The 14188-nt window shown below is 58.8% G+C and carries 9 protein-coding genes; 2 read left to right on the forward strand and 7 right to left on the reverse strand.

Annotated elements, in window-relative coordinates:
* Positions 1-38: 38 nt before the first annotated feature.
* From uvrA to DSM110093_RS09070, 7 genes are all read right to left on the reverse strand, one after another.
* Positions 39-2924 (reverse strand): excinuclease ABC subunit UvrA, encoded by a 2886-nt coding sequence (uvrA, locus tag DSM110093_RS09040; RefSeq protein ID WP_243264743.1) that lies wholly within the window; start codon positions 2922-2924, stop codon positions 39-41.
* Positions 2925-2990: 66 nt separating this feature from the next.
* A complete protein-coding gene (locus DSM110093_RS09045) occupies positions 2991-4166 on the reverse strand; it encodes an MFS transporter (RefSeq protein ID WP_243264744.1) in 1176 nt (391 codons plus the stop codon).
* A 504-nt stretch (positions 4167-4670) separates the two neighbouring features.
* Positions 4671-6065 carry a dihydrolipoyl dehydrogenase gene (lpdA, locus tag DSM110093_RS09050; protein ID WP_243264745.1) on the reverse strand — a complete coding sequence of 465 codons (1395 nt, stop codon included), beginning with the start codon at positions 6063-6065 and terminating at the stop codon, positions 4671-4673.
* Between the two features lie 99 nt (positions 6066-6164).
* A complete protein-coding gene (locus tag DSM110093_RS09055; protein WP_243264746.1) occupies positions 6165-6764 on the reverse strand; it encodes a DUF924 family protein in 600 nt (199 codons plus the stop codon).
* Positions 6765-6829: 65 nt separating this feature from the next.
* Complete coding sequence (locus tag DSM110093_RS09060) at positions 6830-8164, reverse strand: MFS transporter (protein WP_243264747.1); 1335 nt, start codon at positions 8162-8164, stop codon at positions 6830-6832.
* Positions 8165-8236: 72 nt separating this feature from the next.
* Positions 8237-9301, reverse strand: coding sequence for a tRNA preQ1(34) S-adenosylmethionine ribosyltransferase-isomerase QueA (queA, locus tag DSM110093_RS09065; RefSeq protein ID WP_243264748.1), 1065 nt, complete (start codon positions 9299-9301; stop codon positions 8237-8239).
* A 43-nt stretch (positions 9302-9344) separates the two neighbouring features.
* Positions 9345-12686, reverse strand: coding sequence for a DUF3971 domain-containing protein (locus DSM110093_RS09070; RefSeq protein WP_243264749.1), 3342 nt, complete (start codon positions 12684-12686; stop codon positions 9345-9347).
* A 96-nt stretch (positions 12687-12782) separates the two neighbouring features.
* Here DSM110093_RS09070 and DSM110093_RS09075 point away from each other — a divergent pair, with 96 nt between their 5' ends.
* The gene (locus DSM110093_RS09075) at positions 12783-13256 is read left to right on the forward strand and encodes a peroxiredoxin (protein WP_243264750.1); all 474 of its coding nucleotides are present in this window, start codon (positions 12783-12785) and stop codon (positions 13254-13256) included.
* Positions 13253-14077 (forward strand): ferritin-like domain-containing protein, encoded by an 825-nt coding sequence (locus DSM110093_RS09080; protein WP_243264751.1) that lies wholly within the window; start codon positions 13253-13255, stop codon positions 14075-14077. Before DSM110093_RS09075 ends, DSM110093_RS09080 begins: the two co-directional genes overlap by 4 nt.
* The last annotated feature ends 111 nt before the right edge of the window (positions 14078-14188 follow it).

Below are 14188 nucleotides of genomic sequence, written 5' to 3' on the forward strand. Positions count from 1 at the left end.
GAAAGCGCGGTGCAGGCCAATACCAAGCAGGCGGCGGGTTACTCCGCCGCCACTTTCGTCTGTTTATGGAGCATCGGCTTAAGGTATTTGCCAGTATGGCTCTCTGCCACATCGGCTACCTTTTCTGGCGTACCTGTGGCCACAACCCGGCCCCCACCATCACCACCTTCCGGGCCGATATCAATGATGTGGTCAGCGGTTTTCACCACATCCAGATTATGTTCGATCACAACAACAGAGTTGCCCTGATCGACCAATTCATGAAGCACTTCCAACAGCTTGCGCACGTCTTCGAAATGCAGCCCGGTGGTCGGTTCATCCAGAATATATAGCGTGCGACCGGTCGAGCGTTTGCTTAGTTCCTTACTCAATTTCACGCGCTGCGCTTCACCACCCGAAAGGGTCGTCGCTTGCTGTCCGACCTTGATATAGCCCAAGCCCACCCGCATCAGCGCGTCCATTTTCTCACGGATAGACGGCACGGCTGCAAAGAACGTTTGCGCGTCTTCCACTGTCATATCAAGGACATCAGCAATGCTCTTACCCTTAAAACGCACCTCCAAGGTTTCCCTGTTATAGCGCGCACCTTTGCAGGTTTCGCATTCAACATAGACGTCCGGCAGGAAATGCATTTCGATCTTGATAACACCATCGCCTTGGCACGCCTCACAACGCCCACCCTTGACATTAAAGCTGAACCGTCCCGGCTTGTATCCGCGCGCTTTTGACTCCGGCAGCCCGGCAAACCAATCGCGGATCGGCGTGAAAGCCCCGGTGTAAGTAGCTGGATTCGAACGCGGAGTCCGTCCAATAGGGCGTTGGTCGATGTCGATAACCTTATCGAGATGCTCCAACCCCTTGATGGTCTGACAAGGCGCAGGGGTCTGCCGCGCGCCGTTCAGGTTCATTGACGCGGTCTTGAACAAAGTTTCGATGGTCAGCGTGGATTTACCACCGCCTGAAACACCCGTTACACACACGAATTTGCCTAGCGGGAAGTCGACCGTCACGTTTTGCAAGTTATTGCCAGTCGCCTTTACGACCTGAAGCTTCTTCTTGTTCCCTTTCCGACGCTTTGTCGGAACAGAGATTTCACGCACGCCTGTAAGATATTGACCCGTAACAGAATTCGGGTCGTTTGCCACCTGCTCTGGCGTTCCGTGGCTGACCACCTGCCCACCATGCACACCCGCGCCCGGCCCTATGTCAAAGACGTAATCCGCCTCACGGATCGCTTCTTCGTCATGCTCTACCACAATCACGGTATTGCCCTGATCACGCAGGTTTTTCAGCGTGCCAAGCAACCTGTCATTGTCTCGCTGGTGCAGACCGATGGAGGGTTCATCAAGCACATAAAGAACGCCGGTCAAACCAGAGCCGATCTGACTGGCCAAACGGATACGCTGACTCTCCCCGCCACTTAATGTTCCACTTGAACGCGACATCGTAAGATACTCAAGACCCACGTTATTCAGGAAACCCAGACGCTCGCGAATTTCCTTCAAAATGGATCGGGCGATCTCATTCTTTTGCGAGGTTAGATGCTCTGGAACAGAGTTACACCATGCGTATGCTTCGCGGATCGACATCTCCACAACCTTACCGATGTGAAGCAACTCATTCTCATCCCCCGTCGCGGGGCCGATGCGAACCGCAAGCGCCTCTGGGCGAAGACGGTAACCACCGCAGGTGCCACAGGGCCGGTTGTTTTGATAGCGCTCGAATTCCTCGCGCACCCAATTGCTGTCAGTTTCACGATACCGACGCTGCATGTTGGGGATCACCCCTTCAAAGACACGCTTCACTTCATAAACGCGCCCACCTTCGTCGTAACGAAAGGCGATCTCTTCCTTGCCCGAACCGCGCAGGAATACCTGCTGAACATTCTCCGGCAGGTCCTTCCACCGCGTTTTCTGATCGAAATTATAATGCTTCGCAATGGCTTCGATGGTTTGTTTAAAGTAAGGAGACTTCCCCTTGCGCCAAGGTGCCAGCGCACCATCATAGATCATCAAGTTCTGATCAGGCACCACAAGCCGTTCGTCAAAAAACAGCTCGACGCCCAAACCATCGCACGACGGGCAAGCCCCGAAAGGCGCGTTAAAGGAAAACAAACGCGGCTCAATCTCGGGAATGGTAAAACCACTGACAGGGCAAGCAAATTTCTCGGAAAAAGTATGCCGCTCTGGGTCGTCTTCACTCGGCGCTGTCTCTAATACCGCAATGCCATCAGCAAGGTCTAAGGCAGTGCGCAATGAGTCTGCGAGACGCGTCTCCAACCCTTCACGCACGACAATCCGATCCACGACCACGTCGATGTCATGGCGGAACTTCTTATCTAACGTAGGCGGCTCATCAAGGTCGTGGAACTCTCCGTTCACCTTCACCCTCTGGAAGCCTTGCTTGCGTAACTCAATGAATTCTTTACGATATTCACCCTTACGATCGCGAATAATCGGCGCCAAAAGATAGGCGCGCGTGCCCTCTTCCATGGTCATGATCCTGTCGACCATGTCTTGCACCTGCTGCGCCTCGATAGGCTTACCAGTGGCGGGGCTATAGGGGGTTCCGACCCGCGCAAAAAGCAGACGCATATAGTCGTAGATTTCGGTAACCGTGCCGACTGTCGACCGGGGGTTCTTTGATGTCGTCTTTTGTTCAATGGAAATTGCCGGGCTGAGGCCTGAGATATGATCGACATCCGGCTTCTGCATCATATCGAGGAACTGCCGCGCATAGGCCGATAGCGATTCCACATAGCGGCGCTGCCCTTCGGCGTAGATTGTATCGAACGCGAGGCTCGACTTACCCGACCCAGAAAGCCCCGTGATTACAACCAGTTGGTCCCGTGGAATATCCACGTCTATGTTTTTCAGATTGTGCTCGCGCGCACCGCGCACTTCGATGTTCTTCAACTCAGCCATGACATGCCCCTCTTAACGATTTGTACATAGGTGCTGATGCAGTGTTTTCCAATGAAAATGTGAGAACTAAACGGGAACGCGCAAGCTGCGACGCCGCGCCGCACCAAGGAGGAGATGTGCCACCAGCCCCATAACGAATGCTCCCCCCGCTAGCAGCGGCAGTGCGGCCCCACCAAAGGATGCAAGGCCAAAGGCCATGATAGGTGTGCCCAGACTATTGCCGAGGTTCCCCATCTGCGCCACCGCGCCGTTGGCCTGCGCCTGCGCGGCGGGTCCATGGTTCAACTGTGCCACGGCGGTAAAGCTCGCCCCTTGGATCAGGCCCATCGACCCCGCGAGGGCCAGACAGGCCAGCGGGGAGCCGGGCGTGAACCAAAGCCACGCCATCGAAAGGGCCGACAATGTGAAACCCGTTTGTGCGACGCGAACAGCAGGAAGACGCCGCAGCAATGCGACGCCGATAGTCATTGAGACGGCAATGCTGGTCAGCGGCATCGCTGCCATGGTGATCGCGCGCCACCCGTCGGGAAGGTAGGGCGGCAGAACGGTAAGGATGGAGACAAAGCTGAATGTATAGAACAACCAGCCCGCAGCCGGAGCAGATAGAAAGGGCGATCGGTAGATTGCTATATGGTCGCGCAGCATCTTTGACAGAGAGAACGGCGGCTGCGCGCCCTCGTCTGGCAGGCTCCGCAGAGTGGCGGAAAGCACCAGAGCGCAGCCCGCCATATAGAGTGCATGGGCGGCGAAAAGCGCTGGTACGCCCCATGCCAGCGCAAGCGGGCGACCAGCAAGGGTCAAGACCGCGAAGGCCACGCCAAAGAAGGTACCCCAGAGGGTCAGTGTAAAACCGCGGTCCTTCACTGTGCTGAGCTGTGCAATCAGCGTCGGTGCCGCCACGACGATGGCCAGATGTGAAAGACCTTCGACAACACGACTGGCCAGCATCCAACCGAACCCTGGCAGCAGCGTCTGAAAAGCCGAAACCGCCGCCCCCAGCCACAAGGCGCATAGGATCGCGCGCCGATAGCGAATACGCGCCACCATCAGCCCCGCAACAATACCTAAGAGGATACCAACACCACCGACCAGCGAAACGAGGAACCCAAGGGCCGCCCCTGCTTGTGGGTAGAGTTTAGGCAGCAGGTCAAAGATGACGCTCATCTTGCCATACTGCGCCGCTGCGCCCAGCCCGGCGGCCCAAAGCGCGAAAACACGTAGAAAGGATGTCTGCTCAGTCATAGCGTTTCAGTTCTTTAGGTTTTTGCCAGCGTGTAGAGCGGCGTTTTGGTGACGTGAATAGGATCACTGTCTCTTCGCCCACATTCAGCGGTAAGTCCGGTTTGAAGTCGCACCGTAACCGAGTGGCTAGCCGATAGTCGTGCTCGCCGAAAAACCAAATTAAACGGCATATTTTTAGGTCATTCATCGAAATGGAGGCAATTTGGCGAGGCTGAAGAAAAGAAACTATGGCTTGATGATAGAGGAAATCCGGTAGCGGCGGAGGGTTCGCGCCGCATAGTTGGTCGCGATCTGCAGATACTCACAGAGCTGGTTGACGATTTGATCGGAGGCTAGCAAGCGAAATTTGCCGCTACGGCTGTGTGGGCACATCCGCAGATCGCCCGACAGATACTGAGGTGCAAGACGGCATCTTGGGCTGACCATGCCATGCAGCCGCATGAGATAGCGGACAGCGTGGCGGTGTCGGAGCAGATGCGTTTCGCGCAGCCTGCTCCGATGAATTTACATATGAATCACGCGGTCGAAAGCATCAAGCACGGATTCGTGCATCATCTCGCTCAGTGTCGGATGCGGGAAGACGGTGTTCATCAGGTCTTCCTCCGTGGTCTCTAACTGACGACCCACGACATAGCCTTGGATCAGTTCTGTCACCTCAGCCCCAACCATATGCGCGCCCAGAAGCTCGCCTGTTTTGGCGTCAAAGATGGTTTTCACCATCCCTTCAGGCTCACCCAAGGCCACGGCCTTGCCGTTCCCGATAAAGGGGAATCGTCCGACTTTGATGTCATAGCCTTGCTCTTTCGCCTTGGCCTCGGTCAGGCCGACAGAGGCGACCTGCGGGTGGCAATAGGTGCAACCGGCGATGCTTTCGGGTTTGACTGGATGTGGTTTCTGGCCCGCGATGAGTTCGGCAACCATAACCCCCTCGTGGCTCGCTTTATGCGCAAGCCACGGCGCACCAGCGATGTCACCGATGGCAAAGAGCCCGTCGACGCCGGTGCGGCAATATTCATCCGTCACCACATGGGTCCGGTCGACGTTAACGCCTAGTTCTTCCAGCCCCAGCCCTTCGGTATTGCCGACGATGCCGACCGCAGAGATCACGGTGTCGAACTCCAGCTTTTCGACTTTGCCGTCGCGTTCGATATGGGCGGTAACCTTGTCGTCGGAACGGTCGAGCTTTTTGACCGTGGCCTTTTGCATGATGGTCATGCCCTGTTTTTCAAAGGCTTTCTTGGCAAATTTAGAGATTTCTTCATCTTCTACAGGCAGAACGCGATCCATAACTTCGACCACAGTCGTATCTGCGCCGAGCGTGTTGTAGAAGCTGGCAAATTCAATGCCGATGGCGCCAGAGCCGATCACCAAAAGCTTTTTGGGGTCATGGGCGGGCTGTAGGGCGTGGCGGTAAGTCCAGACGCGTTTGCCGTCGGCCTCAAGCCCCGGCAGTTCACGGGCACGTGCGCCGGTGGCCAGCACGATATTCTTGGCCGTCAGATCTTCGCTGCCCTTTTCGGTTTTGACGGAAACCTTCCCCTTCGCGGGGATCGAGGCTTCGCCCATGAAGACCTCGACCTTGTTCTTCTTCAGCAGGTGTTTGACGCCGCTTTCCATCTGTTTGGCAACGCCGCGCGAACGTTTGACCACGGCAGCGAGATCATAGTCGATCTTATCCGCAGCCAGACCAAAATCCTTGGCGCGGTGCATCAGATGGAACACTTCGGCAGAGCGCAGCAGCGCCTTGGTCGGGATGCAGCCCCAGTTAAGGCAGATACCGCCCAAGTTTTCCCGCTCAACAACCGCGACCTTAAGGCCAAGCTGTGCGCCACGGATGGCGGCGACATAGCCGCCCGGCCCCGCACCGATCACGATCAGATCAAAGGATTTGGCAGCCATGGCACGGACCTCGCGTTAGGGTTTGCAAATATAGTTTACCGCTAAACCATATTTGCAATCGCCACAACCACGCGTATTGCACCCTGCCCCAGCAATGGCTCAGGCCGCTTGGCGGCTTTCACGAAGTTGCTTGACGGTACGGCCGTAGCCGCCCTCTTTGAGGTAAGAGGTTTCCTGCGCGGTGAAGCTGCGCGAGAGCGCTGCGTTGCGATAGGGAAAACGGCCAAACTGGCGGATCACTTCGCGGTGCGCGCGGGCGTGCAACAGGTTGCTGTCACGGCTTTCCGGCATCCGCTCACACATCAGGCGCACACAGCGGTCCTGATCACAAAGGTTTTCGGAATGCATCAGCGGCAGATAGAAGAACTGCCGTTCGGGCGCTTCAATGCGCATATCCCAACCCTTTTCAATCGCGCTTTTCGCGGCGGCCAGCGCGACCCGGTCGCTTGAAAACGCCTTGCCCGTATCGCGGAACATGTTGCGCGGGAATTGGTCTGTAAGGATCAAAAACGCGAGCGCATCGGTGGGATTGGTCAGCCAATGGCTCAGCCTACCCGCCTGCGCGTCATTCCAAAGCTCTTCAAAGCGGGCACGTATATCGGCATCCAAATCTTCAGAACTGTTGTACCATCCGGCCGGACCGATGTCTTCCAACCAGAATTTCAGTACGTCTTCGGGTCCTGCATTTGTGCCAGTCATCCCGCACACTCCTTTGCCGCAATTTGGGCGATTCATTAAAGTTAAGAACGTCTTACCGCAAAAGCCTAGTCACGTTTTATGTCATCCGCGACATCGTTATCGCTATCAGGGGCGTTTTTATCTGCTTCGGCGTTTTCTTGGGCCGCCTCTTCGGCGGCTTCCTGTTCTGTTTCAATGATATATTCCTGCGCGATCTCCACGGCCACGGCAGTGGCCGAGGGGTAGATCGGCACGTAGTTGCCCGTCTCATCGACCGGAACCGCGGCACGCTGCGTCTTACGGTAGGAGGCATAGCCAGCGAGAGCCACGAAAAGCACTGCCGTAAACAAGTAAAACCCGCCCGGCCCAAGCGCGGTGCCCATCATCCAACCTGTGATAACCGGACCCAATACAGCGCCTAAGCCGTTGATAAACAACATCCCGCCCGAAGCTGCGGGCATGTCCTCGTGGTCTAGAAAGTCATTGGTGTGGGCCATAATTAGGGAGTACAGCGGGTTCGACATGCCGCCGACGACAAAGGCTGTCGCAAGCAGGATCGGAAAAATATGCCCCAGCATCATCCCAACGATAGAGCCCCCGCCCCCGATCAGCGCCGTGATGACGATCAAGCTGCGTCGGTCCATCCGGTCTGAGATCCAACCGATGGGATATTGCAAAATCACCGAGCCGACAAAGAAGGCCGCGACAAAAAGTGAGATCTGTGCAACGCTCAGCCCCGCTTCGGCACCATAAACAGCCGCCATGCCAAATTGGGCTGAGAAGACGCCGCCTAAGAGAAACATGCCGACGCAACCGAGCGGAGAAGTCTCCATCAGTGTGCGAAGGCTCATCGGTTTGGTGGTGCCAAATGGCGGCGTGGGGCTGATCGACAATAGGATTGGCGTCACCGCAATGCTCACCAAGACGGATGGGATGACAAAGAGCACAAAGCCCGAGGGGTCAGCAGTCAGCAACAACGCTTGGGCGATGACGATGCCGAGTGTTTGCACGATCATATAAGCCGACAGCGCCTGCCCCCGGTTTTCATTGGTGGCGGCGTTATTCAGCCAGCTTTCCGCCGTGACATAGACAGCAGAAAAGCAGAACCCAATCAGCACGCGGCCAACCGACCAGACGATGATATTGGGGAACGTGGGGTAAATGATCATCACGGCAGAAATTAGCGAAGCAAGTGCGGCAAAAACCCGAACGTGACCGACGCGCCGGATCATTCCCGGTGCCATGCGCGAACCGCCAAGGAAACCGACAAAATATGCGGACATAACGATCGACATTTGAAAGGTCGAGAACCCTTCGATGCCGCCGCGAATGCCCAGCAAAGTACCCTGCATGCCGTTGCCGACCATCAAAAGGCACATGCCCAGCAATAGCGCCCATGCGCTTGAAACTACTTGAATCATTCGTCAATTCCTTGTTCGCCCTGACCCTCCCATGGACCGCAATCACAGGCTAGTCACCCCCTAGTGCGACATTCAAGCGGGTTTTTGCGCCTTCGGCAGTAGAAGGGAAGAATCGCCATATGAAAAAAACCGGTATTTCTCGGCGATGGCATGGGCATAGATGTCCTTGACCTGCTGTACGCCCATCAGGGCAGACACCAACATCATTAGCGTGGATTTGGGAAGGTGAAAATTAGTCATCAGCCCATCGGTCACGTTAAAGGCAAAGCCCGGCGTGATGAAAATATCGGTGTCGCCTTCCCAGGCGGTTATATGCCCTCCACGCGCCGCGGTCTCGATCAGGCGCAGGGCAGTGGTGCCCACGGGGATCACCCGCCCGCCTGCCGCGCGGGTCGCTGTGATCTCTTCGGCAGCCTTGGCGCTGACCCGGCCCCATTCGGCGTGCATCTTATGTTCGGAAATGTCGTCAACCTTGACCGGCAGGAAGGTGCCCGCGCCGACATGGAGCGTCACGTGGCTAAACTCAACGCCCTGTGCCTTCAGCGCCGTCAGCAGCGCCCTGTCGAAATGCAGCGAGGCCGTCGGGGCCGCAACCGCGCCTGCATGGCGGGCAAAAACCGTTTGATAATCAGTCATGTCTTGCGCATCAGCCGCACGTTTTGCGGCGATATAGGGCGGCAGCGGCATAGCACCTGCGGCGTTCAGCGCGGCATCAAAATCATCGCCCGTGCAATTGAAACGCAGATGCCCCTGTCCGTCTTCGACCGCCTCCAATGTTGCGCGTAGGGCGTCGGTGAAGATTACCTCTTCTCCGATCTTCAGCTTGCGCAGCGGCTTGATCAACGCTGACCAAGTGCCGTCACTACGCGGTTCAAGTAACGTAACTTCGATCTTCGCCTGCACGGCCCCCTGCGCCGAGGCACGGTGGCGAACGCCGCTCAACCGCGCAGGAATCACGCGGGTATCGTTCAGCACCAAACGGTCACCGGGGCGCAGCCAGTCGGTCAAATCGGTCACGCGACAATCATTCAGCACAGCGCCATCTGCAACCAATAGCCGTGCGGAAGACCGCGGAGTGGCGGGGCGCGTGGCGATCAATTCCTCAGGCAGGTCAAAATCGAAATCAGAAAGTTTCATGCGGCATTCCTGCTGGTCTGGCGGGCGTGGGTCGCCCCGGCGCTTAGCGGTCCTCTGGCACTCGGGCAACCGGATTCGCTTGGCCCTGCACACGCGGCGCGGCAGGTGGCGGGCTCCGGAACAGCTCACGGAACATCCCGGGCGTCAGGGCCGACAGCGGATTGACCGAGACATTGGGCTCTTTCGCTGGGCCATTAAGGCTGTAATTAAAACCAATCAACCCCTCGCCCTTGCGGGTGAACAGCGACCCGATTCCGTTCACTAGATAGACCGGGGACACCACGCCCTGCATGTCGATTAACCCACTGTCGAGCGCATAGACTCCTTCCATCGATAAGCCCAAGGACGCCCCTACGGCGCTGGCTTCGGTCAATGTCAGGCGGTTTGGGGTCAGGCGAAAGTTCGCTTCGACATCATCGAAATAGATCCCGTCGCCGTTAAGTTCGTTGATCAGCCCCACGACCGAAATCGCATTAACCAGCGCGGCAATCCCCGGTGCGTCTTGTATGCCCACCTCGCTTACACTGAGTTGCCCATCAAAGGCCCCGCCCGATCCCACCGGCAACAGGGTCAGCGATAGGTTTCCGCCCACCACCTGTTTGACCAACCCAGCCGAACGCAAGATCCCGCCCGCATCGTCTGAGACCACGCGCACCGCGCTGCGCCCACCTTGGGGCAGCACCCGGCCTTGCACAGGTGTGCCGCCATTCAGCCGCGCGGTGAACGATCCATCCATCCCCTCGGCAGTGTTGAATGTGCCCGACAGGTTGGTGAGAGAAATTGTATCGGTGATCTGCAACCGATCCAGCGCCACGCGCATTGGTGGTCCGGCCTGCCCTTGAGAAGGCCCGAACTCTGCGCGTCGCATATCAAGCGTGCCGCCGCCCAGCACCACCTGCACCGGATTGCCCTTGCCACGCCCGATTAGTTGCACGGGGATATCCAGCCAGTCGCCGCGCCGCAGGCGGTCGATCCGTACACGGTCAAGCGCACCGCCGGGTTTCAGGTCTATCGATCCGGCGAGCCTCAGCCCCGGCGCGGTGAGTTGAAAGGCGTCGATATTGGGCGTATCTCCCAACCGTCCGGCCAGCCGCAATTCGCCCTTGGTGCCCGGCGCTTTGCTCCATGAAAGTTGCGGAACAGAAATGCCCACCCCCGCCAGATTGCTTTGCAGCGAGAACCGCGGCGCTGTGCCCTTTTTCAGGTCCACCGCGATCTGCCCCGTTCCGCTGCCACGAATGCTGCCTGGCGGTAGGGCGATGCCAAAAGCCTCTAGCCCCGTGGGGGTCAGTGCCACCTGCGCGGTAAGCTTGCTTTCGTCCGATCCCGGCCCAATGGCCTGCGACCATTCCCCGTCAAAGCCCACCCCGTCGATCCGGCCCGCGCCCCCGATGGTGATACGGTCGTTGTTGGCGGTGATTGACAGCCTGCTGGCCTGAAGGCTGCGATCCTTGACCAAGGTATCGGTCGACAAAGACAGCAGTTCCCCCGCAAGGTGATAGCGCACATCCTCGGGCTTGCCACCCTTTTTCAGCGGCAGCGCCAGCGTGCCATTCAGCACCGCCTCCCCATCCGCAAGTGTCACAGGCAGCCCTGCCTTATCCATCACCTGCATCGGCGGTTGGTTCAGCAGCGACAGCGCAGCGGTCAGGGTAGAGCGTGTATTGAGGCGGATCACCGATGGGCTGCCGTCCTTCACACGCACGTCTGGGATAATGAAAGACGATCCATCCAGCGTCACTGCCCCGCCCTGCGGTGCGATCACCTCGCCCGCGTCCACCGTCACAACCAAACGGTTGTCGAGCAAGCTCATATGCCCGCTGCCGTCGGTGATATGCGGCAAGGTCTTGAGGAAACGCACCTCAGCCCCAGCATAGTCAAAGGCCACATAGGTCTGCGGCGGTGCACCTGGGTCCATGCGCAGGGCCAGATCAAGGTTGCGCATCCGCCCCCCATGCAGGTTCTCATCCAGCCATTTGCGGGTCTTGGGTTTCACCGTTTCAGGCCAAAGGGTCAGCAGCCGCTCTGGGTTCAGCCGGTCCATCCGACCATCAAGCGACAGTTTCCAACCCTCGGGCGCGGCCAGCAATTCGCCATCAAGGCGAAGGCTGCGGCCCTGATCGCTGATCTCCAACCGTCCCAGCTTCAGACGAAAAGGATCAAGGCTGAGTTGGAAGTCGATGTCCGCCTGATCCAGCGCCACAGGCTCGGGGTAGAGTTCGGCAGGGTTGGCGCGCAGATCGCGCAGGGTAAACTGCCCCACCATACGCCCCGGAATACCGCCCGTGACATCACCCAACTGCGAACTGCCCGTGATACTGCCAGAAACCCACGGGCTGTCGAGCGACATCTCATCAAAACGCAAAAGCTGGCGTGCGGGATCATAGCTAAAGTAGCTGCGCGCGCCGTCAAAGGGGATTGGCGTGGTCTGTGGATTGGGCTGCAACGCGCCCTTGCCGATTTGCAGCGAAGCGTTGATCGGCGTAAAACTGCCCGTGCTGTCGATCCCGCTGCGCACCGCGCCGGAGATATTGGCGCGCAGCACCTCTAGCCACGAAAACGCCGGGCCTTGGGCTGCGATATCACGCGCGTCGATCCCATCAAAGGTGACACCAAAGGTCGCGGCGCTCTGGCCGATTTGGCTGCTGTAATTGGCGGTCAGTGTGGCCACCCCGGCGCCCCCGCTTAGCACTGCAAGGTCGGCAGATAGATCAAGCTGATCACCACTACGCGACAGGCGCAGCCGCCCCCCATCACCCGTCCATGCTCGGCCAGCACGGACATCTTCAAAACGCAGGGTCAGGGCGCGCAACTCGACCGATCGCAGGGCGGAAAGCGCAGGCGCTGCCAGCACCTCGTCAATCTGGCCGATCAACTGGGGCAACGTCGCGGCCTCGCGCTCAGGCGGGGCGATCCCGGCCCCGGCGGAAAGGCTCACGCGTCCGTCCGCCCCCCGGCGCAGATTGGCCACAACGCCTGATAATGAGATTTCTCGCGGTTGCGCCACGCCGCGCAACAACGACCGCATCGACAGGCTGGCCTTGAACTCATTGAAACTGACGATTTCATCGCCGTCAGGGGTGGTGACAAAGATGTCTTGCAGGCGCACACGCGGCCGCCAGCCCTCGTCGACGACAAACTCCATCGCGCCAAAATCCACCCGCGCCTGTGGCAGGGCGCTTGCGATCCGCGCCTCGATCCGCTCTTGCACCCAAAGCGGCGCAGGGATCGGCCGCCCGGTGAAATAGACCGCCGCCCCCGTGGCCAGCGCCGCCAGTAGCACCAGCACCGCGACCGACGCGATCCCCGCACGGCGGCGCGACCTGCGGCGGGTCTGCCCCTCGCCTGTCGGCGCAGGCGGGCTGGAAGGGGATGGGTCGCTCATCGGGCTCCGGTTCGGCTGGGGCGGCTTTGACGTTGTCAAATCAGATGCAGTATGACAGCCCTGAACGACCCTTCACAAGCCAAAGGAACCGCCCCTATGTCGCAGATCGGACCGCAGCCCGGCCAACCGGCCCCGGATTTCACCCTTCCCGTGACCGGCGGTGGCGAGATTACGCTCTCTGCCCTGCGCGGCGCGCCGGTGGTTCTGTTCTTCTACCCGCGCGACGACACGCCCGGCTGCACCAAGGAATCGATCGGCTTTTCCGAGCGTTTGTCCGAGTTCGCCGAGGCGGGCGTCCAGGTCTTTGGCATCTCGCGCGACAGCATGGACAAACACGACAAATTCGCCGCCAAACACACGCTGACGGTGCCACTGTTGTCCGACACCGATGGCGCGGTAACCGAAGCCTATGAGGTCTGGGTCGAGAAAAATATGTACGGCAAGAAATCCATGGGTATTGAACGCGCGACCTACCTGATCGACGCGACAGGCAAGATCGCGCAGGTCTGGCGCAAGGTGAAGGTGCCCGGCCATGTGGATGCCGTGCTCGACGCGGTGCGCGGCGCATGATGCCGCTTGCTGAAATGGCCGAAGCGGTGCTGCGCACGGCGGATGGGCGCGAGAAGACAGCACTGTCTCGGAAATTCGCGGCGCAGTGGCTATCGGCCCGTGCCGAGGGCGCTCGCCCCGAGGTGGGCCGTGCAGATCCACCGTTGCACCCTGCCCGCCCCGCCAAGCCCGAATTGCTGAGCCCCCGCGAGGTGCCCCGCCGCCGCCCCGGCACGCCCGAGGGCCGCGCGGCGCTTTTGCATGCCGTGGCACATATCGAGTTAAACGCCGTCGATCTTCATTGGGACGTGATCGCCCGCTTCTCACATGTGCCGCTGCCTTTGGGCTTTTATGACGATTGGGTCAAAGCGGCGGATGACGAATCCAAACACTTTAACCTGATGTGCGACTGCCTTGAGGGAATGGGCAGCCACTACGGCGCGATGCCCGCCCATGCGGGCATGTGGCGCGCCGCCGAAGACACCGTCGATGATCTGATGGGCCGCCTTGCCGTTGTGCCAATGGTGCTAGAGGCGCGCGGCCTTGATGTGACACCGGGCATGATCAAGATTTTTCGCAATGCTAAAGCCGATAGCGCAGTGGCCGCGCTTGAGACGATCTATTCCGAAGAAGTTGCCCATGTGGCCTATGGCAGCAAGTGGTTTCACTTTCTCTGTGGGCGCCATGACGAAGACCCGAAAGACCGTTTTCATGCCCTCGTACGCAAGTATTTCCATGGCGATTTAAAGCCGCCCTTCAACGAGGAAAAGCGCGCCGAAGCGGGGATTCCTCCTGACTTCTATTGGCCGCTTACAGCAGATGGTGCATCAACAAAGACCTAAGCCCAGTTCAGCAAGTGGTTGGAATAGGCGGATTTTTGCCAATCGCTTGCCGTATTAAACAGGGGAATGGGGGATTGCCGCCCAGGCTTGGGGCAACAGGGTTGCCCCATT

The organism is Sulfitobacter sp. DSM 110093 (assembly GCF_022788715.1).
Classification (GTDB): Bacteria; Pseudomonadota; Alphaproteobacteria; order Rhodobacterales; family Rhodobacteraceae; genus Sulfitobacter.

Bases quoted from the DNA above. Each gene is read 5' to 3' on its own strand.
- lpdA (WP_243264745.1), bottom strand. From the start codon at position 6,065: ATGGCTGCCAAATCCTTTGATCTGATCGTGATCGGTGCGGGGCCGGGC.
- DSM110093_RS09045 (WP_243264744.1), bottom strand. From the start codon at position 4,166: ATGACTGAGCAGACATCCTTTCTACGTGTTTTCGCGCTTTGGGCCGCC.
- DSM110093_RS09060 (WP_243264747.1), bottom strand. From the start codon at position 8,164: ATGATTCAAGTAGTTTCAAGCGCATGGGCGCTATTGCTGGGCATGTGC.
- uvrA (WP_243264743.1), bottom strand. From the start codon at position 2,924: ATGGCTGAGTTGAAGAACATCGAAGTGCGCGGTGCGCGCGAGCACAAT.
- queA (WP_243264748.1), bottom strand. From the start codon at position 9,301: ATGAAACTTTCTGATTTCGATTTTGACCTGCCTGAGGAATTGATCGCC.
- DSM110093_RS09080 (WP_243264751.1), top strand. From the start codon at position 13,253: ATGATGCCGCTTGCTGAAATGGCCGAAGCGGTGCTGCGCACGGCGGAT.
- DSM110093_RS09055 (WP_243264746.1), bottom strand. From the start codon at position 6,764: ATGACTGGCACAAATGCAGGACCCGAAGACGTACTGAAATTCTGGTTG.
- DSM110093_RS09075 (WP_243264750.1), top strand. From the start codon at position 12,783: ATGTCGCAGATCGGACCGCAGCCCGGCCAACCGGCCCCGGATTTCACC.
- DSM110093_RS09070 (WP_243264749.1), bottom strand. From the start codon at position 12,686: ATGAGCGACCCATCCCCTTCCAGCCCGCCTGCGCCGACAGGCGAGGGG.